This window comes from Holdemania sp. Marseille-P2844 (assembly GCF_900120005.1).
Classification (GTDB): domain Bacteria; phylum Bacillota_I; class Bacilli_A; order Erysipelotrichales; family Erysipelotrichaceae; genus Holdemania.
On sequence record NZ_LT635447.1, the window covers coordinates 103,289 to 128,250 of the forward strand.

Annotated in this window: 22 protein-coding genes and 2 tRNA genes; 3 read left to right on the top strand and 21 right to left on the bottom strand. The window is 44.4% G+C overall.

Annotation, left to right across the window (positions count from 1 at the left end; genetic code table 11):
- Nucleotides 1–2: 2 nt before the first annotated feature.
- The 8 genes from BQ7364_RS00590 to BQ7364_RS00625 all read right to left on the bottom strand — a co-directional run bounded on the left by BQ7364_RS00590 (nt 3) and on the right by BQ7364_RS00625 (nt 8,057).
- Nucleotides 3–3,509: a hypothetical protein gene (locus BQ7364_RS00590; RefSeq protein WP_159432735.1), complete on the bottom strand. Its 3,507-nt coding sequence runs from the start codon at nt 3,507–3,509 to the stop codon at nt 3–5.
- Nucleotides 3,510–3,559: 50 nt separating this feature from the next.
- Nucleotides 3,560–3,904 (bottom strand): hypothetical protein, encoded by a 345-nt coding sequence (locus tag BQ7364_RS00595; protein WP_072682892.1) that lies wholly within the window; start codon nt 3,902–3,904, stop codon nt 3,560–3,562.
- Nucleotides 3,905–3,922: 18 nt separating this feature from the next.
- Nucleotides 3,923–4,738, bottom strand: coding sequence for a hypothetical protein (locus BQ7364_RS00600; RefSeq protein WP_139248517.1), 816 nt, complete (start codon nt 4,736–4,738; stop codon nt 3,923–3,925).
- On the bottom strand, nt 4,701–5,582 hold the full coding sequence (locus BQ7364_RS00605; protein ID WP_072682894.1) for a type II secretion system F family protein: 882 nt from the start codon (nt 5,580–5,582) through the stop codon (nt 4,701–4,703). The genes BQ7364_RS00600 and BQ7364_RS00605 overlap by 38 nt, the downstream gene beginning before the upstream one ends.
- Entirely contained in the window at nt 5,570–6,625 is a 1,056-nt protein-coding gene (locus BQ7364_RS00610; protein WP_072682895.1) for a CpaF/VirB11 family protein, read from the bottom strand. The genes BQ7364_RS00605 and BQ7364_RS00610 overlap by 13 nt, the downstream gene beginning before the upstream one ends.
- Nucleotides 6,618–7,418, bottom strand: coding sequence for an RcpC/CpaB family pilus assembly protein (locus tag BQ7364_RS00615; protein WP_072682896.1), 801 nt, complete (start codon nt 7,416–7,418; stop codon nt 6,618–6,620). The genes BQ7364_RS00610 and BQ7364_RS00615 overlap by 8 nt, the downstream gene beginning before the upstream one ends.
- The gene (locus BQ7364_RS00620; RefSeq protein ID WP_072682897.1) at nt 7,415–7,816 is read right to left on the bottom strand and encodes a DUF5411 family protein; all 402 of its coding nucleotides are present in this window, start codon (nt 7,814–7,816) and stop codon (nt 7,415–7,417) included. The genes BQ7364_RS00615 and BQ7364_RS00620 overlap by 4 nt, the downstream gene beginning before the upstream one ends.
- A gap of 61 nt (nt 7,817–7,877) precedes the next feature.
- Nucleotides 7,878–8,057 carry a hypothetical protein gene (locus tag BQ7364_RS00625; protein ID WP_072682898.1) on the bottom strand — a complete coding sequence of 60 codons (180 nt, stop codon included), beginning with the start codon at nt 8,055–8,057 and terminating at the stop codon, nt 7,878–7,880.
- 307 nt (nt 8,058–8,364) lie between these two features.
- On the opposite strand from BQ7364_RS00625, the gene BQ7364_RS00630 reads away from it, so the two are divergent.
- The 3 genes from BQ7364_RS00630 to BQ7364_RS00640 all read left to right on the top strand — a co-directional run bounded on the left by BQ7364_RS00630 (nt 8,365) and on the right by BQ7364_RS00640 (nt 9,748).
- Nucleotides 8,365–8,438: transfer RNA gene (locus BQ7364_RS00630), tRNA-Gly, on the top strand.
- 8 nt (nt 8,439–8,446) lie between these two features.
- A tRNA-Gly gene (locus BQ7364_RS00635) sits at nt 8,447–8,520 on the top strand.
- A gap of 130 nt (nt 8,521–8,650) precedes the next feature.
- On the top strand, nt 8,651–9,748 hold the full coding sequence (locus tag BQ7364_RS00640) for a tyrosine-type recombinase/integrase (RefSeq protein WP_072682899.1): 1,098 nt from the start codon (nt 8,651–8,653) through the stop codon (nt 9,746–9,748).
- A gap of 25 nt (nt 9,749–9,773) precedes the next feature.
- On the opposite strand, the gene BQ7364_RS00645 is transcribed toward BQ7364_RS00640, so the two are convergent.
- The 13 genes from BQ7364_RS00645 to BQ7364_RS00705 form a co-directional block, all read right to left on the bottom strand.
- Nucleotides 9,774–10,052, bottom strand: a complete 279-nt coding sequence (locus BQ7364_RS00645; RefSeq protein ID WP_072682900.1) for a hypothetical protein — start codon at nt 10,050–10,052, stop codon at nt 9,774–9,776.
- A 2-nt stretch (nt 10,053–10,054) separates the two neighbouring features.
- On the bottom strand, nt 10,055–10,384 hold the full coding sequence (locus BQ7364_RS00650; protein ID WP_072682901.1) for a hypothetical protein: 330 nt from the start codon (nt 10,382–10,384) through the stop codon (nt 10,055–10,057).
- Nucleotides 10,385–10,423: 39 nt separating this feature from the next.
- Nucleotides 10,424–17,794 carry a PBECR3 domain-containing polyvalent protein gene (locus tag BQ7364_RS00655; RefSeq protein ID WP_072682902.1) on the bottom strand — a complete coding sequence of 2,457 codons (7,371 nt, stop codon included), beginning with the start codon at nt 17,792–17,794 and terminating at the stop codon, nt 10,424–10,426.
- Between the two features lie 13 nt (nt 17,795–17,807).
- Nucleotides 17,808–18,641: a hypothetical protein gene (locus BQ7364_RS00660; protein ID WP_072682903.1), complete on the bottom strand. Its 834-nt coding sequence runs from the start codon at nt 18,639–18,641 to the stop codon at nt 17,808–17,810.
- 3 nt (nt 18,642–18,644) lie between these two features.
- Complete coding sequence (locus BQ7364_RS00665) at nt 18,645–20,228, bottom strand: phosphodiester glycosidase family protein (protein WP_139248518.1); 1,584 nt, start codon at nt 20,226–20,228, stop codon at nt 18,645–18,647.
- Nucleotides 20,229–20,240: 12 nt separating this feature from the next.
- Entirely contained in the window at nt 20,241–21,029 is a 789-nt protein-coding gene (locus tag BQ7364_RS00670; RefSeq protein WP_072682905.1) for a hypothetical protein, read from the bottom strand.
- 2 nt (nt 21,030–21,031) lie between these two features.
- A complete protein-coding gene (locus BQ7364_RS00675) occupies nt 21,032–21,529 on the bottom strand; it encodes a hypothetical protein (RefSeq protein ID WP_072682906.1) in 498 nt (165 codons plus the stop codon).
- Between the two features lie 80 nt (nt 21,530–21,609).
- Entirely contained in the window at nt 21,610–22,020 is a 411-nt protein-coding gene (locus tag BQ7364_RS00680; protein WP_072682907.1) for a hypothetical protein, read from the bottom strand.
- The gene (locus BQ7364_RS00685; protein ID WP_072682908.1) at nt 22,021–22,404 is read right to left on the bottom strand and encodes a hypothetical protein; all 384 of its coding nucleotides are present in this window, start codon (nt 22,402–22,404) and stop codon (nt 22,021–22,023) included.
- Nucleotides 22,405–22,407: 3 nt separating this feature from the next.
- Entirely contained in the window at nt 22,408–22,758 is a 351-nt protein-coding gene (locus BQ7364_RS00690; RefSeq protein ID WP_072682909.1) for a hypothetical protein, read from the bottom strand.
- Nucleotides 22,759–22,770: 12 nt separating this feature from the next.
- Entirely contained in the window at nt 22,771–23,583 is an 813-nt protein-coding gene (locus tag BQ7364_RS00695) for a hypothetical protein (protein WP_072682910.1), read from the bottom strand.
- Nucleotides 23,565–23,891, bottom strand: coding sequence for a hypothetical protein (locus BQ7364_RS00700; RefSeq protein ID WP_072682911.1), 327 nt, complete (start codon nt 23,889–23,891; stop codon nt 23,565–23,567). Before BQ7364_RS00700 ends, BQ7364_RS00695 begins: the two co-directional genes overlap by 19 nt.
- Complete coding sequence (locus BQ7364_RS00705) at nt 23,888–24,949, bottom strand: hypothetical protein (RefSeq protein ID WP_072682912.1); 1,062 nt, start codon at nt 24,947–24,949, stop codon at nt 23,888–23,890. Before BQ7364_RS00705 ends, BQ7364_RS00700 begins: the two co-directional genes overlap by 4 nt.
- Between the last annotated feature and the right edge of the window lie 13 nt (nt 24,950–24,962).

Genomic DNA, 24,962 nt, shown 5'->3' on the forward strand with positions numbered 1-24,962 from the left:
CTTCATTGTTCTTCAGGCAGCGATCTTTCCGCCTCCGCTCCATTCAGATTAGCAGCGGCCAGCGCAGTTTTTCCCGCCAGCTGAGCAAACCAGTCGAGATACGGCCGCCACAACGGCGTATCAAATGTCTGCGCATCCTGCGGATTCGCAAATTTAATTCGATACTGATCTTTCATCCGGCTGTCAATAACCGCGGTTCGCAGCATTTTAAACGAAAATTCATTGACCGCCATTTTCTCACCCTGCAGCGTATAAAACAAATCGTCTGGTTCCTTCAGCGGATCGGTATACCATCGCCGGCCGGCTTCCAGAATCTGATCGTCAGCGTCCAGCTTCTCGAAAACGGGTTCGTCGTTGATCCAGCCTTCATACTGGCTTGCCCACATCATCGGCAATACCAGACTGTCGCCCTGTCTTTCAAACGGAATTTCGTAATGTGCGCCCACCGCGTATTTTTCGCGTACCGGCTCTGCGCCCTGATCAAAAATTGCCTTTGCTTTCGCATTGATCAGCGTGGTATCAGCTTTGCAGGCCCAGTTTACAACCGCGGCGCATTCATTGACATAATGATATTGAATCCCCGCTTCGATCCCTTCCCCCGCAAAATAGTCTGACTGGGGCAAAGGACTGATCAATGTCAACGTTTCCGCGTAATTCTTCTGTTCCTCCTTCTGATTTATGGTGAACATGACCGCTCCGTTAAACTCAAGCTGTTCTTCCCCGGTTTGTTGAAACTGACGGGATATTGTGCCGATGTTAACACGAAGTTCATTATCGTCCGGGTCTTTGTCCAGTTCATAATCAACCCGGGCCCGCATGATCGCCGTTTCATCGTTCAGCATAAACGGAATTCTGATCGTCTGTTCCGGCAGCGCCGGCAGCTGTTGTTCAAAAATCACCTCATCCTGCAGCCAGACGGTCACCGTCTGCTGCTTTTGGGGATTGCAGCCATCGCAAAGAGCATGCAGCATTGCGTATTCAGTTTCATCTGGATGCGCTGCGGGAACAAACAACTGACCGGCCGCCGAGTCGCCTTCGTTAAGCTGAAAGTAACCGGAAATGGAGGTTCCCTCATTGCCTGCCCGATCGACGAGTTCCACGACAATTTTGCATTTTCCCGCCATTGTCAGTTCGATTGTCTGCGGAGTATCGTGATCAAACCAGGACGAAGTTTTAATATAGGATTGACCTTCGTCATAGGTGAGGCGGTAACGCCAGCGCTTAACACCGCTCAAATCGTCCTGCGGCGTAATCAAAACAGCTATTTTATCTTCCTCGGTTTCAGCTTCTGGCGGATCAAACAAGGCCCATGGGGATTGCTTGTCAATATTGCCGACCGGAATAGCGACCGTCGTACTATTTCCCGCATGATCTTTCGAAGATACGGAATAAGTACCATTTTCACTGACGGTAAACTGAGCGGCAGGCCCATCTCCAGTTTTCTGCGGAACGCTCAGGTGCTTCACTCCGCTCAGCTCGTCCTTCGCCTGAACCTGAACCAAAACATCTGTATTCGTCCAGTCCTGCGGCGTCAGCGTCCAGCTGATCGCAGGGCCGTGCAGATCCGCGCGCCATTCCAATTCTGCCAGCCCGGCGCAGTTATCCGCATAATCGCAGGCGGTCAGCGTCAGCGTCTGACGTCCTTCTTTGTCGTTGGCCAACGGCGTCGACCAGATTTCGTCCTGCTCAGTCAATGCAATTTCACCTTGCGAAGTTGCGGCTTGTACCGTTTGAACACCGCTGTTAAACTCCGCGGGCCGATCTTCGACTTTACCGGTATGGACTGTAAGTCGGGCCGTTCCATTAACCCAGTTTGAATATACCTGATCCCCATCCGCAAGAATCGTTCCCGCTTCGTCTTCAATCCAGCTGCGCTCACTCTGGGGCGGCAGGCGATCAATTTTGTACAGATCCGAAAGGGTTACACTGCGGTTGCCCGCAAAGTCTTCAACTTCCACTTTGATCCTGTTCAGACCATTTTCTCCCAGCGTCAGCGTCGCTGGCTGCGCCTGCAGCCATTCGCTGCAGCGACCGTAATGCAGACCGCCGTCAACGGATAAAGCCCAGCGCCAGCGTTTTACGCCGGAATGTTCATCATAAGGGGAAACCTCAACCGCCACCGGCTGGTTATGCCACGTTTCATCACCCTGGGGATCCAAGTGTGCGGATGGCGCGGTATTGTCAATCAGAAAAACGTTTGACGTCACAGTCGCCCTGTTTCCAGCTTCATCCTGTAACTGCGCTTCGATCTGCCACTGGCCGGACTGATCCAGCGAATAGAAAAACGCAGAACCATCCCCGTTTCCCAAATCCTGCCGCTGTTGGGTAAGAACATTCAGCAGCGTGTACCGGGCATCCGCAATCCAGTGTTCTTGCGGATCATACAGATTTTTATAGGTAACGACGGTGACATCGTATGAATTCAGCCGGGCATTGGTACTGTGTCCTTCATACTTGTAACACGGCGTGCTGCGGCTGCCGGTTGTATGCTGACACCAGCCGGCGTCATCGCTCGACCAGATCTGATGCGGCAAATTTCCCTGCTGAGCCCAATATACCGGATTCGCTGCATACTGAACGCCCCAGCCCGGACTGGTTTCAATCCAGGGCCAGGCTTTTCCTTTTGAGCCGTATGAGTAATAGCGGTAACGAAAACCGCCGCCCTGTTCTTCAGTATACCAGCCACTGATCTGGCTGGAGTAGCTGTCGAGCCCTTTTACGACCTCCGGATTGGCGTAGGCTGGAATGGATCCCCCGCGGCCATAGTCGTAGAAATCAGATTGATTCTGAATTTCCGCTTCCTGCCGTGCGAACAATGAGGTCGACGGAGTAAAAATACCGGCACTCTCTTTTTTCCATATCCCCTGTGTACCATCAGGCTCGAAAGTTCCGCCGTCCAGACAAACCGTGACCTGACGAATATCTGTATTTTCAATTTTTTCCGGCGTCCAGCGAACATGTTCCTGCACGGCGTAATCCGGAATCTGAAAATAGTTTAACTCATAGTGACACTGCGGCCCGCTGTCGTTAAACATGACATAAAGATTGCTTACCTCGCGGTCTTCCAGATTTAAGGCAATCCGCTTCTCTTTCGTGCTCAGCACCTCTTCGCCAGCCGTCAGCTCCGCCCGGCCGTCAACCCAGTTCATTTCTGCGTTGATCCAGACTGTCTTTTCCATGACTTCGCCCCTGCCGTTCCATCCCTGAACCTCAAGCTGCAAGTCGCCGATCTTTATTGGCCGCCCGAAATGGGCTGAGATAAAATTGGGATCGTCCGGATTTTCATTTCCGCTGACAGTCAGCGTTTTTAATCCGGCCAGCACTTCCCAGCTTGTTCGCTTGGGATAGGAAAAAGTCCCCAGCGCGTTAAACTGCGCCGTAATTTGTTGGGAATTGATCGTCATCTGTTGATCGGCAGTAAATTCGCTGTCCCAGAAATCCTGATGGGCGACCCAATCCTTTACGGAATAAAATAACATGACTGTACAATCCGCCCGGATGGCTGCCATACTTAAAACCAGATTGATCAGCATCAGCAAGCACAAACATCTCCGCGTTTTCAATAGATCACCCGCTTCGTTGTTTTTGACGCCTTCAGCTCGGTTTTCAAACCGATCAGGGCGATTTCAATCTGAAGCTTCCCCGTTACTTTGTAGGTACACCGCTCATTCTGCGGCTGTCTTTCCGTTTCCACCGTCACTTCCGGAACCCGCTGCTTCCAAACTTCAATTTCCTGTTTGGCCGGTTCTGTCAGACCCTCGTGGACTTCAATGATTTCCACCATTGAGCTTGTCAGCTCATTGATTGTTTTATAGCCGACGGCAAAAGCCAGCATCTGCGGAATTAACAACACGCAGAATGTGAACACAAATAAGCCGCCGAAAATTTCCACGCCCTTACCCATATTTCTCCTCCTTTTTGTTTAGAAAAACCGGATCGAAGCGATCATATTCAAAATCACAAAGCCCAGCCACAGAAACAGAACGTAAGGAATCATATTCTGTTTTTCAATCCGGCGCTGCAGCTCAATGCGGCGTGCGCCCTGGATCTTTTCATTCGCGATTTTAGAAAACGCCGTTAAGATCAGCTCACGATTCTCGGAAGTGATCGACAGACTGAACAACGTCCGCATAATCCGTCCGATATCGTCAATTTGAGAAAACCGCTGGGCAAACTTCAAATAGGGCTTCAGATCAGATCCCTGGGTATGGATTTCCCGCGCCAAAACCCGCAGATCTTCCTGAAAGATCGCCGGCGCTTCACGGATTGATTTTTCAATCGCGTTGGGCACCGGATTGTTTTGAATCAGGATCGCCAGATGATTCAAATAGTAAGGAAATTCTTTTTTAGCCTGTCCCAGCAGTTGGATATAGATCATCTTTAACCGCAGGCGATCGCCAAGGTAGACGGCGGTGGCCGCCAGAACGGCGCAGATCAGTGAAAATGTATCCAGCGTGCCTTTCTTGATCGCCAGCATGAACAATCCGGCGGCAAACGCGTACAATATCCGTTTAAGCATGCGGGCGCGCGGTTGTCCCTTTCCTGTTTTTTCACAATAAAATGCGTAGTCGGATTCCATCCAGCGGTCTAATAACGCCGCTGTTTCCGCAGCGAACGGACCCGCTTGATAGGCCCACAGGCCCCACAAGCTCAGTGCACTCAGCTGCATCAGCGCCAACATCAATCCCATAAACTCACCTCTATTCCAGCTTGTCGTTGCGGCTGCACCAGAATTCATACAGAAACAGCGTCGCAGCGTTCAGCAGGTAAAACAGAAAAATGCAGAAGCGAAAGGACTCCGTCGCCAGATTGACATACATGGAGGAATGAAACATCTTTTTCATGACCAGCGCCGCCAGCAGATTCAAAATCATCATAAAGTAAAATACGGAACGTCCGGCAGCTTTCTTCTGCCGGTAATCGTTGATCAGCAGTTCACTTTCCTCGGTGTTGTCAAACAGATAATCGACAAGCTGTTCGTTGCGTCCGCCTTCAATCTTTTTGCCTTTTAACAATAAATGAAGATTACGGACCTGCGAATATTCGTACTTCTTTTCCAAATCATCCAGCGCCTGGGCAAAATCCGAATTGGCTTCGATCTGCCGCACGCAAAGCTCAAGATCCTTTTTTAACGGCGCTTCCACCAACGCCGCGCAGTCTTTCAGAATCCGCAGACTGTTTTTATCTTCCCGGATGTAAAGAATCGCGGTCGATACATACGTCAACATTTCCTTTTCTTCTTTTTCCTGGGCTAAGCGCTTCAGATTCATATAGAAAAATGAAGGCAGAAAGAAGATCGCCAGGGACGCGATGATCGCCGAATAGACCCAGTGCTCTGTCGTGGCGTAGCAGAGCAAGCCGCACAGAGTTCCTAAAATTGCCGCCTGACTTGCATATTGACCAGCCGGATAATGTCCGCCCAGGATTTCAATCCGGCGGATTAATCCAAAATAGGAAATATCGTTCAGCTTCCGCATCACCCGGCTGTCCAAAACAGCCTGCCAGTCATGGCAGTCCAGTTTGAATGCGAGGGCACTGTAACAAAAGCCCAGCGTCAGAAACAGAATTTTCATTCCGCGCATGATTTCTTCTCCCTGCTTTCCGTCATTCCCAGACGGCGCTGCAATTCGGGTGAACAGCGGTTCAGCCGGCCGGTGCGGGCCCGGTAGAGAACATGCTGGGTACATTGCCGGGTTTTCGGGTCATAGAGATACTCGATGATTTCGTCGACGCTGCGGACAATTCCGTCCTTACCCGTTTCCTTTTTCAGATGAACGACCAGATCGACCAGGGAATACACACGCATTTCAAGCGAGCTCATCGACTCCGCGTCGTTTTTCATCATCTGCTTGATGCGGGTGGTAACGGTATCCGCTCCGCGGGTATGCATCGTTGTCAGCACGGTATGTCCGGTCGACATCGCGTCCAGCAAATCGTCGACTTCTTTTCCGCGGGCTTCCTGAAGCAGAATCCAGTTGACGTTCTGACGCAGCGCCATCGCGATGATCGCTGAATAATCAAAGCCCGGACGCACCCGGAACGCGCTGCATGAAGCTTCAGGATGGATTTCCTTAATATTGAATTCCAGCGAATCTTCAATCGTCACAATTCTCTGATCGACGGGAATATAGGTCGCCAGAAATTTTAAGAATTCAGTTTTGCCGCTGCCGGTTTCACCGACAAAAATGATGTTGCACCGATAGCGGATACAGCGGATCAGAAACTGCAGTGCCGAACGGGTGATAAAGCCGCTTTCCACTAAATAGTCCTCGCTCAGAATACTGGCGCGGGATACCTTGCGCAGCGCCAACGTCACGCCGCTGACCGAAAGTTCCTCATGAATCGCGCTGACGCGCAAATCGAGATCGGCGTCATGAATATCGCCTTCCAGACAGGGGCTGCCGGGGTTGAATTCTTTTTCCATCTTATTGGCAACCTGATTGGCAATGCGGTTGATCTCCGTTTCCTGAATCGATCGGTCCATCAGACGGTAATGCCCATGATGATTGGAAGTCACCCAGATTTCGTTGTGATTCAGACAGTTGATATCGCGGATATCTTCCTGAATTAGAAGATCGCTGAGCACACCGAAGTCAATTTTGTCAAAGATCCGCGCATCATTCATCCTCCCTCACCTCTTTGACCAGACTGACGTCAATCGTTTTCTGATAAAGCAGTTCACGCATTTTCGCAATGTCATAGAAATCCTCAGCCTGACTTTCCGGATTCAGCGATCCATAGGTTACCATCGGCAGCACCGTGCCGAAAAACTTTGCCCGCTGGACCAGATCCGCGTCTTCGTACGAGAGGGCGACAACGATGACGCTGGTGGCCTTATCCGACTGGGCGTCGATATTCTTACCCGTACTGTCGCGAACCGCGATCACCCGCGCCTGCGATACCAGCTGCCCATACAGCACGCGTTTTTCCGATTCGTCTGCCTGTGTCGCGTAGCCCTGAAAATAAAGATCAATCTGATGTCCCGGCAGGATGGAATTGGCGTAAGATGTCTTGATGTCCGCGTCGATCGTCACCGCCGCTTCATTCTCCAGCAGCGGAAACGCCGACACATCATGAAGCTCATCTTTCGCTATCAACAGTTCTTCATAGAACAAGGCGCCTTCCGCAACCGAATTATAGGTGTCGACTGCCTGACCGATTAATTGTTCCGGATCTTTTTCAACGCCTTCCAGCACTACCGGCCGCGGAACCTCGATCAACTGAATATCCTCCCGTTGAATCACCGTGCCGGATTTCAGATATCGCGCCGCAACGGGAACCAAAATCGGATCAATGGCCGCCTGTACGGTCGTTTCATACACTTTATAACCGCATAAGCCCACCGCCAACGTCAGAATCAGCGTTAAAAGCAGCCGGTAGCGCTGAAGAAAAGAAGGGGAAAGCTTTATTTTTTTCATTCTGTCTCCTCGTTTCTTTCAACGATCACCACGTTGTCATATTGCGAATCCATCTGTGCGCTCATCGCTGCTTTCCCCGATTCCCGCACCGCCACGGCAATCGCGGCCGGATCTTCATGAATATCGACAAAGCGAACTTCCAGCTGCGACAGCGTGCTGTGATTCTGCGCGATCTTTGCATTCCACAACCGCATCACCCGGTTTTTATTCACCGACAAACGGTTGTTTACGATCAGGTCTCCGCGGTTCAGCGCTTCGTCCATCACGGATAACTGCGTCGTCCGCACACTCTCAAACAGCGAATCTTCCATAATCAGCTTGCGGTCAAAATCCAGAAACAATAACAGACAGATACAGGCCAGGAAAATCAGGCCGTAAATCTTGACGGATTGACTCATTCATATTCCTCCTTCACATTGATGAAAAGAAAGGAAAGCGCGGCCGCTTTCCTTCTGTCGGTTACGATACCGACGGTGTGTAGTGCTGCCCTAAATCCAGCAAGTTCCCGACGGTCTTACTGATGCCGCTGGTCAGCTGCGCCGCGAATCCAGTGTCGGCCATTGTGATGTAAGCTATCAACAGGCCGACCAGAATTACCGCGATGATTAATCCTCCGTATTCTTGAAATATCTCTTTCATAAACACTCTCCTTTCGCTTACATTAGTAATATTGCGGTATTTTTAAAAAAGCCCCACGAAAAATCAAAATATTTTTACTTTTTTCCGTTTTTTTTAGAATTTTTATGAAAATCTCTGTTTATTTTCATAAATCTGCCTTTTTTTATGTTTTTTGCCTTCACAATGTGATAAACAAGGATTCATTCACATTTCTGCGTTGATCTGTTCTGCCAGACCGCGGCAAAATTTTTTTTATTTTTTTTTAAATTCAGGACTTCATTTTTTTCAAATTATGCTATAATAAATGAGCACTTGGAAATCAGAATGCGCGGGTGTAGTTCAATGGCAGAACACAACCTTCCCAAGGTTGCTACGGGAGTTCGATTCTCCTCACCCGCTCCACAAGTTGTGCAGATGTAGTTCAATGGTAGAACGCGACCTTGCCAAGGTCGACACGGCGGTTCAATTCCGCTCATCTGCTCCATTACGATTTAAGCCCTTAATTTAAAGGGCTTTTTTAATGTTCATACATAAAAAGACGAAAAAAAGACGAAAATTTGACTGTTTGATTAAACGAAGATCGTTGTGTATTATAGAATCAGGGGGGTGAATTTATGGCTGTAAAGAACATTGGGAAAAGTAACTGGGAAGCTCGCGGAAAATATAAAATGCCTGATGGAACATATAAAGACTATCGACGAAAAGGATTCAAAACAAAGGCGTCTGCCGAAGAGTTTGAGAGAAATTTAAAGGATCAAGGGAGGTTAGGCGTTGCCGTTGCAAAATCTCAAATAACGTTCAGTGCGCTCACTGAAATGTATTTAAAAAGTAAAAGAGGTAAAAAGAAGACAAGCTCTATCATTGATGATGAAACTGTATTTAAAAAAATAAACACAGATATTGGAGATGAAAAAATAATAGGATTAAACCGGATTAAACTAGAAAGATATTTTTTATCACTAGATGAAAAAGGCTATTCCATCAATTATATAGATAAAATCTATTTCTGTATCAAGAAGGTCCTGACCTATGCAAAAAAAGAACACCTGGTTTCTTATAATGTTATGGATGACATAGAAAGAGTTAAAAGGTTAGATGAAGTTAAAGAGGAAATAAAATTCTGGACTCCAAACGATTTAAAGCAATTCTTAACCGTCGTCAATAACGCTACTCTTAAAGATTTCTATGAATTCTTGTATTGGACAGGATTGCGGCGCGGAGAAGCGCTTGGCATTACCTGGGAAAAAGTTAACTTTGAAGAACGTACGCTGCGAATTAACCAGCAGATCAGCGTGAAGCTTGGCGAGGATGTTATTACCTCTCCAAAAACAAAAAACAGCATTCGTACTCTTAAAATGCCAGAAGTCATTTATAATATGATGAAACGAAGGTACGAAGAAGCGAGAATTCTAAACGGATTTAATGAGAAATTCTTTGTCTTTGGGAATGACGTTCCTTTGAAAAGAAATTACATCCAGAAAAATCTTGATAAGTACATTATCAAATCCGGAGTTAAAACAAGAATCACCATACATGGATTTCGGCACAGCTGCGCATCCTATCTTATTAATAGCGGATGCAATATCCTTGCTGTAGCAAAATATCTCGGCGATACCGTTGATACATTAACCAGCACTTACGCTCACCTATTTACAAATACCCAAGATGAGTTAATCGCAGTGATTGATCAAAATAATAAAAAAGAGGACTAACCGTTATAGGAAAGTCCTCTTTGCTTTATTTTTGTTGCAAATGCTCATCCAATCTGTGATGAGCTGATTTTGTTGATTGCTCTATAATCACGACTTTTTTGCCCAGATCGTTAACCTCATCTTGCAGTTCACTGACGTCAGTTTTCACTCCGGTGATTATGTCCAGTTTAGCGTTTATCTCACCCCTCCATTCTGCATCTCCGCTGATCTTTTTCTCGCGGCCCGATAACCACCCAGCCAAGCCTACAAAGCAGCCGACAAGGCTGACCATCAGGCTGATCGCAATCGTTGTCGATCCATCCATAGTTAATCCTCGTCTTTATGATTGATTTGGCTCAGCGGTTTAAAATAAGACCACTTACCTTCTACCGCTTTATAAAATACATCAGCACCAATAAAGCCCACATGGCCAACAAGGACAATATAAACGATATCCCAGATGGTCATCGGTGTCATATCGCAAAGCACGTAACACCAAGCAAAAGCAAATCCGACATTGAGCATCCAGCTGGTCAAAACCAGCTTTGATTTTGTCGGCGCGATCGCTTCCTTGATCTTCTGGATCAGCAGCGACGCAAACACGCCGACGATGAGTGCGATTAAGCACATGTAGAGTAATGTTTGAGTATTTGGCATAATATAGCCCTCCTTCTTATATATGGAAAAGGAAGAGAATCATTTCCCTTCCTTCATTCCCATTTCTTCAATCATTTTTCTAATCCTTTTTAATTCTGCTTGATATTCTTCTTCGGTCATTTCTAGCACCCTGCCACTCATTCCGAAAGTCCCTGCGTCAATCTCCCCATTGCGTTCTTCAGCATCTTCTCCGTTCGGATTATCATCCGATTCGATAATCTTTTTGATTGCGTCTAGCGTTCCGTATTTTTCATAAATTTCTCTATTCAAAATTGATTTTGAATTCTCTATTGGGATTTCATCACTGGTGGCAAGATTCTTTGTTAGCTTTTTTTCAAAAAATGATTTATACGCAGCCATCTGTGGGACGCCCATCTCAATCATTTGATGATAAAAGCCTGTTTGTTTCTCGCTTAAGGTTCTATAGTCTTCTTTAGCAAAAGCACGGCCTTCTTTCGTTGCTCCTGATCCAAATAACATTCCAGCAGCAAAGTTAAATGGATCTTTCGTGTCAATCGGATATTTAAGTTTTCCGGCACTGTCATAAGATCCGGTACTTCCTCGCTCCATCGCTTTAAACCACTCAGAAGGTTTTTTACCAAAGTTAAGATTAAAGTCAGGTACTACTTTTGCATCTTCTAAAAACTTGTAGGTTCTTTCCAGTTGTTTGCCGCCGAACGGTGTTACAAAATTACCAACAAAATTTTGCCAGTCCACATCTTGACCTGTTAAGCCTTTTACCAAAGGTCTGCTAAGTGCGCTTAAGCCAACATTTCCCACCCCGTACCGAGTAGGATCAGCTTCTCCAAAAAACTTCTCGGAATCCTTGTCAGAGAGTCCTAAGAAAGCGATAGATTGAGCACCAAACGGAGCGTTAGAAGCAATTTCACCACCTAAACGACCAACAAGATTCGCTTTATTGCTGATAACATCATCCATAGCATCAATTAAATCCATGCCTACGCGATTACCAGTTAGTTTCTCATTTAGATTATTCATAAACCAAGTTGTAATAAAAATTGCCAGCAAAGGTACGAACTTTTTATCAAATCCCATTTGCTTCATCATTTGCCAGGCATTATTTACTTCAACCTGGAATGGAGCAACGAGCTTAACAATTTCGCTTTTTTGCGTGAGTGGGATTTCGCCGACACCACGGCCCGCTACAGCCCGGCGAACGACATCATCAGCGTAAGTCACAGGGTTTTCTACATTTAGACGTTGCCCCTGTTCGTAGGCAGCGAACCACATGGATTCCGCCACTGCCTGATCGCCGAATTGGAGTGTCCACGCAGAAAAGTCCTTGAGTTTGTTCAATGTCCCTTCGTCAAATTTTGAGAAAATATCGTCCATAAATCGTTCCTGAAGGAACGTGCTTTGGTTAATGGGCGATGATTCAAAATCCGTCTGCTGGTTAAAATACTTACTGCTTAATTTTTGTGTAACGTAAGCAGTATAATCCTTCATTCCCTTGGCGATATCCGAAGAAGCTTTTACACCGCCACGATCAGTTAAAATCCCTAGCGCATTAGGTAGATTATAGAACTGTGATACAGCACTGTTTAAGTTCCCCATTACCGCATTTCCTTTGACTCTGCCATTAATCTTCTTCATTAGCTTCAATGCTTTCCGACCGTTATTCGTATTAGCTAATACTCGGTCGATATAATTGGTTTTGCCGGCAAGATCATTTGTGTAGTTTGACAGCCAGTTTATAAACCTTGTGTTCTCAACTCCAAGATCATCAGAAGCTTTAACTAACTGCTGAATATCGCCACGATACTTTGCGACAACAGGATCGAAGGCGATCTTATGTTCTGCGATCGGAATGTAGTTAAGCATACCCGCGACTGCATCTTCAGTGTAATGCGAATTCCCATCGCGACGCTGCATGAAGGAAGCCCATCTCGATTTTGGTTTTGTAAACTCACTAATTCCCGCCAGCTGGTTTGAAACGCCCTGATTGTTTTCCGAATTAAAGATGTCGAGCAAGCTATCAGCCATAGATAATTCCTGAAAATGTCTGTAATAATCTTTTCGCGGCTTTAACCGCTTGTTTTTATAAACGTTATCTGAAATCTTAGCAAATTGGTTTTCACTCGCACGGATCATTGATTTTGCTTTCGACACTTCCGCGATCGCTGATGCGATATCTTCCGATTTTGCATTTTTTGCTTTTAACTGCACAACTTTCTCGTTCAAAGCTTTTACCATCGTTTTTTGATAGTTGATCTTTGCCATGAGTTCGTTCTGCTTATCTTCTACTTGCTGCTTTAAGGATTCCTCAGTGTAAATTTTTTCGAGAGTTGCGTTCATTCTTCCGACATATTCATCATACATTCCTCGGAAAATTCGGTCTGCTTTTACAATGTCTTGCCACTTATTCGGGAAATCTTTTTGTAAATCTGAAAGCGAGTAAGGTTCAATTCTGTAAATGTCCTGCTCTCTAGCCAGGATTCCTTTTCCAATTTTTTCACTGCCTACTTTAATCTGCCGTTGTCCTTCGCCATACCACTGCACGGCCGCTGATTCTTTTGATCCTTTTTTGATCCCTAATTCTTTCACGACTTTTGTATATAGTTTATTAACATTGTATTGTTTCCATTTTACAAAGCTTTTTTTCGCAATTTCCATCGGCTTTTCAAATACATCATACAGCTTTCTTCGCACTTCTTTGTTGCCGTCAGCTACGATATCCAAATTCTGTTGGGTTGTCTTATTTGGCGATCCGTAGTTTTTAATCATTCCAGCTAATCCTTTAGCGTCAAATTGCTCTGTTATTTGATCCCCAGCTTTGGCTTCGCTCAGTACTTCTTTCGTTGCGTCTTCATAGGCTTTGCTTGTAGGTCTTCCGGATGCTAAATCCTTAGAGTATTGCTTTTTAGCCACTTTATCATAGTAAGATTTATCTGATCGATAAATGATTTCACTTTCAAAGTCTTGAAGGATTTCATTCAAGTCCGCCCGAAGATCATCTTTTGTATAGCCATAAGCATCGCTAATGTGATGAGTTTCTGGCTTTAAGCTCTCAACCAGATCAGCAATTGCTCTCACTTGATCGCCAGCGTGTGAAACATCTTCCAGCTGCGGATAAAGTGTTTTCAGTTCCTGATATCGTTGATCTATATTTATTCCTTCTTTTTCGCTGAAGCTTACAATATTCTTGAGTGATTTAACGATTTCTTTGTGATCCGGGATTTCTGATGCTAACAATCTACGATTGACTTTTATCTTTGATCCTCTTAGCTCGTTTAGAAGTTGTTGATAATCCGCATCCATTTCCGAATCCGGAACATACGAGTTTGACCAAATTTCATTGAACAGTCGATCTCTTATTTCGTCTGAAATTTTCGAATCCTTTAAAACGTCTATGGCTGCCGAATCAATTAAGTTGTCTATGTCCGAACTATTGGTTTCTGTGCTGAAATCCTTGAACAGTTTTGATTTCAAATTTCTTTTGTAATTATTGTATGAAACTATATTTTTACTTAATTCTTCTGGTTTAACCTCTGTTTTTTCGATTATATCGGAATTCTTACCGAGCGACATTTTTTTATTGTCATTCGTTTCCCCATTAGCTATAATATTGTTGAACCCTGAATCACCGACCGTTTCGGACGTTCTAGCTTCGGCATCAATAGATGCATTAGCGTTGGTGGTAGGGGTTCTTTTTTGCATATATTGTGGTGCGTACATTGTTTTCAAAGTTAACCTATGCTTTTTGTTTGAAATCAGTTCAACGCACGCAAGATTATCTTCACCAATTTTTTTAAATAATGTTAGGGCATGGTTACCACTTTTTTTATCAATGCCAAAGTCAGAATAATCAAAATTATTAATTATATCTGTCATATATTTAAAATCATCTTTACTTAAAGTTCGGCTATTTCCTTTGCTAATTTCTTTCTTTAAATCATATCCGTGCTGATTAATAGAATGTAAAACTTCGCTTGAATTCATTGTTATGCTAAAACCGGAAATATCATAGTTATACAATTGTTTGATTTTTTCTGCTAGGCTTTCTTTGACTTTGCCTATGTATAAATAACGCTGATCATTATTATATTTCCCAGTTAAACTGTTCTCAATGTATTCATCAAATTCTATATCTTTGCCAAGAATCAAAATTTTTTTGTTTTTTTCTAACTGAGACAGTTCCTCTTGAGAATACATATCAACATTTTTTTCATTAATTGGGTCAAGACTATATATCGTTTCATTTTTTTCTGTATTTTTTGATAATCTGCCTTTTGTTTCAGGAAGTTTATTTATTCTTTCCGAAGATGCCAAATTTCTTCGATTCGATGCATCTCTTGCTTCCACTTCCCCTAAATTATCCATATATTCTTCAATGTAATTAGAATCGTTCTTTTCATTGAGCAGATTTTCATATTCTTTCAGCGCGTTATCACCATATTTTTCTGCAATTGATTTACGCAAAGAAGATGTATACTTATCAAATTCGGCAAAAGAACTAAATTTTCCGTTTGTAAGTTTTTGTACGACTTCCGCTTCCTGCGGAGTTCCCCAGCTATTTAATGCTTCGCCCCAACCTTTTGTAGAGCTTTCAAAGTTTTTATACGCTTCATCAATTCCCGCATTTTGAGATAAGAATTTTCCTAATTTAGCTTTTTTCGCTTCTTCTTTTCTTAATGCCGAATCTTTGGCTTTTTTTATGTTTGAACCTGATTCGAAACCTTCTTGCTCTTGAATTGCATGTTGAATTTCATGAATTAAAGTTGATTCAAAGTTTCCTTCTCTCAAAGTATTAGCATTAATTCTAATTTTCTTCTGTTGCGAATTAAATCCACCATTTATATTATTTGGTGCGCCTTCAAGCAATTCGACAGTGTAACTTTTTAAGGATGGGTAATGTTTGTACAATGTCGGATGTGCCATGACATCTTCTAAATCTACCTCTCCAAATAACTTAAGCAAAGCTGTATTAAATTGCGCTTTGCTATCATCAATTTCAAAGCGCCATTTCCCATCAGCTTTTTTTACCCAACCTGTTTTTTTCCACGTTGTTTCTGTGTCTTCTGTGCTGTTTTGTGCTTCTTCGTATCCATCTGGTATTTCTTTAGCGTTAAGGCCACCAAACATATATTGTGCATCTAAATTATTATCTGCCTTTGCATCTTCAATTGCTCTGCGGTAAAGTTTTTCACATTCTCGCAGCTGGTCAGTGTAGGATTTAGCTTCTGACGACTGGCTACCGAATAATTTAGACAACGTTTCTCTGATCCAGTCCAAAATTTTCTGCGCCAAATTCCGATTTTTAGTCGCCAATAGCCTTATGGATTTTTCATCTTTAAAAAGATATTCTTCTGCAATTCGCGCATTAAGTTCCTTAATCGCATCAGTTTCATCGAGCTGCACTTTTCCTTCGGACACTTTCTCATATTGGTTAATGATATTTTCTTTCATTTTCGCCAAATCCCAGTGATTCGCTTTCGCTATTGCTTGAACAGCTACGCTAAACTGATCATACATGCCGCTGTTTTCGATGTGATGCGTCATTTCATGGACAAGGACGCATTTAGCTGGATTCTTCGTTCCTTTTGAAATGAAGATCGTACCGTTTTTATACATTCCATTAGCACCATATTCCAACGATTCTACAAACTGAACAGGAACGCCAGTTGCGTTTGATATTTCTGCTATTGTTTCAATTTCAGTTTGATTAAATCCGCCGATTTTCTTGGCTGATTCAAAGATCGCTTTTTTATTTAACCGCTGGGCCTGAAATCTGATTGCTGTATTTTTACTTTTTAAACTGTCTATTTTAAACTGAGTAGTTTGAGGGATTGCTTCAGAATCAACTGGTTGATTTACGTTGTTGTCAATTGCCTGCAATTGCGAACTATTGTTTTCAATTGTCTGCGACTGAATATTATTGATATCATTTGAAATCAATTGTCTGTTAGGCTGTACACGAGCTTCGTTTGCGTTCTCGATCGCTGAAATGGCGTCAGTAACATCAGCACCCAGATTTTCAGCGTTTAATCCTATACTTTCTTGCGGCTGTATTACTGCGTTATTTACAACGCGTTCTTCAGTTACAGTTTCAGCTGGAATTTCAATTGTAGGTTTTGTTTTTTCATCTTCTCCATCTTTAACATCGTTTTGAGATGACTTAGATTCTTCAATTCCTTCGTTCCATGTTGGAGTATAAGTTAAAGGATTTTTCCCCGTTGCCACTTGTACGCCCATTTCTCCAGCATTCATAACAGCAGATGTTAATGATCCTAAAAAAGCAGCCTGTAAAGCATCAGGAGCTACATTTTTTAAACGTTCCTCAAGTGTTTGACCTTTTTTTGCGTCTGTGTAAATATCAACTAAAAATTCACCGGCAATTTCAGAGACAGCTTCTTCAACACCTTCTCCGAAAATATTAATAAGTTTTGAAGCTATCGCTTTGCCAACCTCGCTTTTTAAAGTCTTATCTATGAGTTCATCTACAATTTTCTCTACGCCTTTCCCCAAAAAGCCCTCTTTATTCAACCCCGGAATGCCACCAAACATTTTTTCAGTAGCAATTTCCACTGCTCCAGACGCCATACCATAAGTGATGGCATTTTCTAAGTTTGCACCATCCTGCATTGCTTCGTGCGTCGCTCCGCCCATCGCACCAATCCCCATCAAAGGTAGGCCAGAACCCGGAGCAAATACGTTAGCAGCAATTGTAGGTATCATATTCCCTATACTATGCGCAACTTCTCCACCGATAGCCCAAGCGCCTTTTGCGGTTCTCTGGTCTCTTGGGGCAAGATCAAATAGTTCGTTTACCTTCGCTTGCTTTTGCATACCTTCTTTTTTGTTTACTTGTAGCTGTCCGATAAACTGTTCTCCGCCAATCTGATTGGCAACTTTAGCCATGTCATCCTGCCGCTGCTGATAACGATAAGCGCCTTGGTTATAAAAGTTTCTAAAGAAATCTTCGATCCCTTCAATGCCTTTATTTATATGGTAAGGCAACGCATTATTCCAAGATACTTCTTCACCTGGTGCTCCATACAAATCTAAATCATGTAAGCGCTGTTGAGCTTGCCGGAATGTCTTTTGATCGGAAAACTTCGTGTCTTTCATAATTTGTTTCAAACGTTCGCGATCTGTGCTAGCACTAATTTCGGCGGCTAAAGGTACTTTTGAATAAGTTCCTTCTTCCAGATCAACAGTGCCATTTTTTGTATCAAAAATTAAAACAGGTTTCCCGGCTGCACGTTTGGCAGCCAGGGATTCCTGTTCTTTTGCTTTTTCTTCTTCTTCCATTTCTTTTGGTATATAAACAGTAGGTCTTGGGATCGCTATGTTTGTTTGTCTTCTGCTTCCGTTATAATCATTATTTCCTTGATCATTTCCATTCCCCGAAAATCCAACTGCGGATTTAGGGATAAATACTGTGGGCATACACTACCTCCTGTTATCTATACTCTGTTCCGAACCCGTATCGCTCTGCAAGAATCTTCGCGTCAGCGGAAGAGATGATACCTTGTTTTACGGCATTACTGATATATTTAGCGATCGTCGCATCGTCAGCTCCTGACATCTGAAGACTCTGGAAATAGCTTTTTCCCGCAGATGATAACCCTGTCGCCGAAGATGCTTCGCCTGTATTTTTACCGATTTCTGTATTGATTCCTGTTCCGGAAGCTACACTCTTGGCCCTCGATTGGGCTTGTGATTGCTTCGCTTGCATCTGCTCCTGAAGCATAGCGATGTTGTTTCGCAGCGCTTCTACGGATGCTGACGACTGTGCGTTGGCAATCTGTAAATCGCCTTGTGACCTTACATCAGCAATTGCCCGCCGGATCGCGTCAGCTTCAGCTTGCTCTTGCAGGTTGATCTGATTTAAGCGGTTGCTATAATTGGTAGACATATCAAGGCTCTCTTGCCGCCCTGCGCCGCTGTCCAGTGCACCGCGATTTGCTTGTGTTTCTCGCAGCGCTCGCATTGCTTTATAGCGCTCAACCTCAGACTGATTTTTAAGTGGCTGATAAGTACCTGGCAGCGCGTCCAGCTGACCTTGGTACTTATTTGTTGCCTGCTCGACCTGGCTGCGGATCGCGGCGATATTGGCTTCCATTTGCTGGCGCTGCATCTCTGCGATCATCGCTTGGAGCTGACCGTAATAATCTGGGGCGGAGTAGCCATAACCGCCTCCGCCGCCTCCACCTGAATTTACTTTTGGTTTAGATTGTGCAGGAGCTTTATCGTAATATGAAGCTCCTGGCAAAAACATGTAATCGCCAGCCATGATTTACGCCTTCTTTCTGTACAATTTTTCTGTTACTTCCTCGTATTCTCCCTGTGGCTCTGGGTCAATCAGCTGGATGTAATCAGGATCAGCCTGCACGTAAACAATGATATTGCCGATCCGTACCATAGCCCACGTATATCCGTCCTGAGCAGCTTTTTCCGTAACCGCCAGTAAAGGGTACTCTTTACCCTTTTCGAGCCACAGGCTGTCTGGTTCGAGCGTACCCATGACGTTGTCGCGGGTGCGGTACTTGTCACCGACAGTGCCCTTTGTGCAGCGAGCGATGCTTGTAGTTTTGTTGATCATCTTAACTTCCTCCTTTACATTTACAAATGCGAGTGCGTTTGGAATTCCACGCTCATGGCCGTCAGACGGATTATTGACGATCGTCCGCTTGCCTGCACTATCCTCAATTACCATTTCCGACGATCCGGAACTGTCCAGCGCAAAGCAATAGGCCACTTGTTTCGACAGCGCAAACTCCTGCGCCTGCCGCAATGTGATACCCTTAGACCCTGCGATCTCATCGACGATCACAAACTCCGCTGTATTATCCCAGTGAATCATCAGCAGCGTCTGAGCGTCTACTTTGTCCAGCCTATCCCAGCTTTCAGCTGACATCTGTTCAACGGCTTCGCCGTTGCTGACGATGCAGCCGGCAACGGAAATTCCGACGGTCACGCCGTGTTCTTTGCGCCAATCCCAGCTGTTCATATCACCGTAATGCAGCTGCCCATTTTCAAGCAGTACAAGATCGATCCAGCCGTCAATGTCTGGAGCTTCATCTCGGCGCTCGCCTTGATCGCGGCCGATGATCTGGCCTTGATCCGGGCCTGTTTCCAGTTTGAAATAGCTGCAATTAATAAGGCAGTTAACCTTGATCGACTTGTCCTGCGGATAAATCTTTGACAGCGGTAAAAGCTGTTTAAAATCATTTTGCAGCAGCATAAGCTTCTCGCCCGGCTGCTGCCGTCTGCTGTAAAACCTCCTGTTATAAAGATATTCTTGAACTACATGATCCATAGATTCCTCCTTCCGCGGCGTTCTGCGCCACGGATATTTATCTTTGTAGTCGTTTGTCTTGACGATCTGAACATCATCAGGCACAAACAGCACATCGTAAATATGCTGCTTACCGCCGGTTGACAGCATGCCGTAATTGCCGTTGCCGACGTTATACCAGTACGCTCCGGTCAAATGTCCGCGGGCGAACACGGCGTGGACGTGCGTTCCGAATTTTCCGTTTACTCCGCTACCTTTACCACCTTCGCGATAAAAGGCTTCCCCCTGCCGGATCACCGCGCCTACATAACAATTCGGCAGCATATCGGCATCGTTACAATGTGCGAATCGTCCACAGACATAATCCGTAAATGTAGGTGTTTCAACAGGTTCTAAGGATTCAAAAAAGACGGTATTCGCCGCCTTATCAATCTTTTTTACTTTTAAATCAAAGGGAGCAAAGACTAAATCCTTGCCCCCATCTGATCCTCCGAAATCAAGGGCGTAGGTGCCCTTGTGTGTTGTGTAATCCTCTCCGGCCGTGCAGCGCAGCACAGCCATGAAAAAAAGTGCTTTTTGCACTTTATCCCTCCTTTACTTTAAAGCTACAAAAGTAACCTGGTAGCCTATTCCATTTCCGCTGACTGATCCGCTAATCAATTCAAATTTGATAGATTTGATCTTTCTGTTTACTTTTAAGACAGCATTTTCACCGCCAACTGCTCCGCTGTTTGTCACGGAATAGATTGTTTGTTGAGTGCCATCTTCCAAGGTCACTATAACGGTTACCGTCGCTTTGTAGTCCGAAAAGCTCCTAAACCATGACATGTAAACATTGTCTACATAAACAGGCTTCTCAAACGTCTTTGATCCACTTACACTTCCCGGCGACTGCCGTGCGTCAAATAGATTAACTACCTCATACTTTGAACCTACATTTTCTACAAATTCTACCCACTGTCGAACGAGAACTTTGTTTTCTTTCATCTGGCTGGTTCCGGAAGCGGTGAACTTTATGTATTTGACCTTTCTGCCTGGATCAAAAGGAATGTATACCGTTCCGCTTCCTCCGGAATATATTTCTTCAAAGGAAACTCCGTCTTCAGAAAACCAAAGCTTCCAGGAATTTGTATTTGTTCCTGAAAGCTGCATAGTCAACGGGATTTTATTATCATAAGGAAGCTTTAACGTTGCACCAATTGATGTGCCGTTAAATGTTGGACTTGCGCCTGTTCCAAAAATATTACCCCATGGCTGAAAATACGGATTATTTGAAGTGTTCAAAATCTCATACCCCGTTGAATCTGAGGTTAGGTTATACATATATCCGCTATTAATAATTAGACGACTGCTTTTACTTCCGCCTTTTTCGCCAAACAACATTTTTACTCACCGACCTTCTCGAGCCAATCAATGACGCCACCGCCCTGATAATGTGCATCTGGTGCATATCCTACGCCCTGACCATAGAAATGCAACCTTACGCCCACACATTCTTTTAATTGTGTTCTGTTTTGCTGTCCGCCACCGCTGTATCTTGAGTAACTCTTCGGTCCAGTACAAGCTTCTACTGTACCATCTTCGTAGATAAACGCCATTTCCGTAATTCCGGCCCAGTTGTTACAATAGGTATAGCATTCAAGCACTACTAGTGGCTTAGGAAATTTGATATACCAAGGGTATTCCGCTGGATTAGCGATAGAACTTGCATTATTGAAATTGACATTCTGCCCCATGTTAAAATAGGAATCCGGAAGATTAGTTTCCCATCCTGACTGGTCTTTATATCTGGCAAAAAAGTCTTTCGCATAGTTTCCGCGAAAACGTTGATATTTTTCAATCCCGCCAGATTTCTTACTGGATTTTTTACCGCCGAACAACATGTTCGACACCTCTTCTCTGACGTTGCTTAGCACTTTTACAAAGTGCGTAAAGCGGGTAGATAAAATGGTTTTGAGCGCTTTTAAGCGCCCCCCCCGACTCTTCTGAGTCCTATGGCAGTAAAAGAATTAAAATGTGGGTCACGACTATTCGGGCTGAAGTAAATGCTAAAAGATGTTTTGTTTTTTAGCGCTTCAGGCGTTTCAAACAAAGAAATGTCTAAAATTAAATCTTGAATTGTGTAACCTGGACTGTACCCATAATCATCGGCATACAAACTGCCAATCCGGTGACCGTTACCTGCGGAGTCGCGGTAATAGATGCTCTCATTAGACCTGTCGAATTGTTGATAGGAATAAGAGATTTTAAATTGGTAATACCCTTTCGGGAAAGTAACAACTACTCCACTATTTTTATTATTTTTTACCGAGCAACTAACCGGTTCAGTTTCCAGTGGATTTCCGCCTGTTTTTTTTGATCCTCCAAACAGCATTTATCCCAACTCCTTCCAAACGATATTGTTCAAAACAACATCTGCGCTTGGCTGCGCGCTTGCGTAAAACCTGATCTTCCCTGCCATTGTATTACCTCTCTCTATGATGTCATCTGATCCCGGCTCGGCTTCATAGTCCACTTTACAGGTTTCGGTCATTCCCGCTACTGTGTAGTCAGAGCAAAATCCGTAGAAACTTGCATAACCGTCCGTATTAGCCACAAACGAAGCGACCGTTAAAGTTACATTTTGAATCAGGTGTTCGTCTGTTAAACCGTTAAGTTTTTTTACCATTGCTGGTGACATAACGCCAGCGGCTGATTCAGTCGCTACATTTGGCATTGGATGGCTGTGTGGCGGGATTAAATTACTCATTGCATCCATCTCTTATCCTCCCTTCGTGATCCGTACCAATGGGATCGTTATCGTTGTTGTCGGCTTTGTTTTTGCGTAGATCGCGATCGCATTTGCCGCGATCGCACCTACACAAAAATTCATTCCGGCAACATCAGAATCAGAAAATTTTAAGTATGCCTGATCCGCTGTCGCTATCCCCGATACAGTCAGGTTTGCTTTAAAGCTATACCCTGATTTTTCCGACGATGCCGCCCATGCCGTGGTTGAAATCGTCAAATTTGTTTTGTTGACTACCTTATTATTAAAACCATCAATGATCTCATTTATCTTTGCGATCACCTGCGATGGCTTTAACGCTTGAGTGATCTTAGCTACTGCCATAGGATCACCCCGCTACACTAACTCGATATAGCCCGCAAATTTGTCTGCGCTGTAAATCACGACATTGGATGTCTGATAATCGACATCCACAAGCACCTCATAATTGCTCGATCCATCGGTCTTGTGGACTCCGCCAACAAGTGATTTACCGTTGTGAGGGATCGTCAACGGGTAAAGTCCGTTTGATATCGTGCCCCATTTTGAGTCGGAAGCTGTAAAGCTCACTTTTGTTTTGGTTGCTTGTCCGCTGGCCGCTGCTGCCGCATCCCAGCTTGTGATCTTAGCTGCATTAATCCCGTCCAAAGCGGATTTATTGTTGTGGGAATGCCGTGCGTTTGTGTTGGCGGTGATCTCATCTTGCACCGCCTGAAGCAGCATTGCCTTAGTTATGCTGCCAGTCTTAATGACCGCAGAAATTTTGTGATCCGCTGACATCGTGAGGTCAATGGTTGTTGTATCAGTAACACCATACTCATTGATAAATGCCGACATCGGAATCGGGTAACTTGTACCATCGTCTAAAGTTAAAACAAGCTGTTGATTTGTGGAATCATAAGTGAAATTAGTGACTACCTTTTCCAATTTGGTGTCAACAGTAATCTTTGTTCCATCCACCTTGGTAAAAGTAAAAACGCCCGTACCTTCCGAATAACTGACACCGCTGACCAGCGGATTAAATCGATCCGCATGAGCGTCTGCCGCTGTATTGTGACTTGTAAGTGCGGTCTTATCTGCCTTGTTGGTGTATAAATCTGTAAAGTTATCCGCGATCGCTTTGACAAAATCCTTAAATCGCTGCCCTAACTTTATTGTTGATTGAGACATGTTTCTGCCTCCTCCACTTGTATTCTGCCTGCAAAGGGCAGTTCCGAATAAATGATCACGTCTCCGTTAATCATGATGTCATAACTAACGATCACATCGTGCAGATTGTTATCCTCGTCTTTTGATACGATGCTCTTTACAATCGCCTGCGTGCCCAGCCCGTGTAGTTCAGCGGGCAGGATCAGGCGCTTATAATTCAAGTCATCTTCCCAATCCGCTGCCGTGAAATCGTGGTTGTAATATGCCTTAGACAATGTATTGATATTAAGCCCGGTGTAATCAAGGCGGCCAATTAGTTTCTCGTTCATGCGCTACCTCCTGAGGTTACTGATATCGTTGACTCAATGATTACAAAGCGTTTGCCGTTTGTTTCCAGCGTCACCGAGTAGTTATAATCTCCTGAGTCAAACATTTCAGTTTCAGCTGCGGTGATCGTCAGATCGCCAATTAAATACTTGCTCATTACTGTTCCGCCGGTTGCGTCCGTAACCCTGAAGATTAAGGAATCCGAAGATGAAGGCACATACTCATTACCGACCTCATCAGTGATCTGGATGGCCTTGCTATAATCAGAACCTTTAATCAAATTGATCTTATTGGTATCGCCATCCATCCAAGGCGCTACACGGTCTATTTTGATTGTTTTGATGGTAATATCCTCTGTTGGGATTTTGTCCAAGACAACCTTTAGATAGCCGTCCTCCGTCGCGCAATGACCTTGATACTTAAGAGCTGGCTGATCAAAAACGACTGAAGCAAAATCTGTTGCTTTTAGTCCTACAATCCTGACCTGGGCGCTGATCACGTCGCCTGAACTGGAAAACTTAGACTTAGGTATAGTGACATCCTCGATATAGTAGCCATAGCTTGACCCGCCTGATCCTCCGCCGCCAGAACCAAAGGTCTTGACTACGATCATCTGGCCATCGTCGCTCACTTCAGCATTTAAAAACTGGAGCATTTTCCGCTTAGGAAATATCGTTCCAGTTTCATCAACAACCTGCGTAGACATTAGCAGTTCAGTCCAAACTTTGTTATCATCCGATTTTTCCAGATTTCCGTCCGCAGACATGCGTAAGTATCGGATATCATCTGATATCACGCGATTACGGTCTAAAGCGGCGATCTGATCCGCGATGCTGGTTGCTGGCGTGCCGTCAGGTTTAGTCATTGTATCTGATTGGCCAGTACCTGACATATCCGACGACGCGCCTTCTTCCAAGTTGCCGATCAGATTATTGATAAACTCTTTCGTCTGCTTATGTAGGCTATAAAGTTGTTCACGGGCTTCTGTTTCGTTCTCCGGATCAGGATATTCCGCCGAATTCAGAAAGCCGTCTTCCGGATTAAATTTTAGTTTTTCCATTTGTACCTCCTTC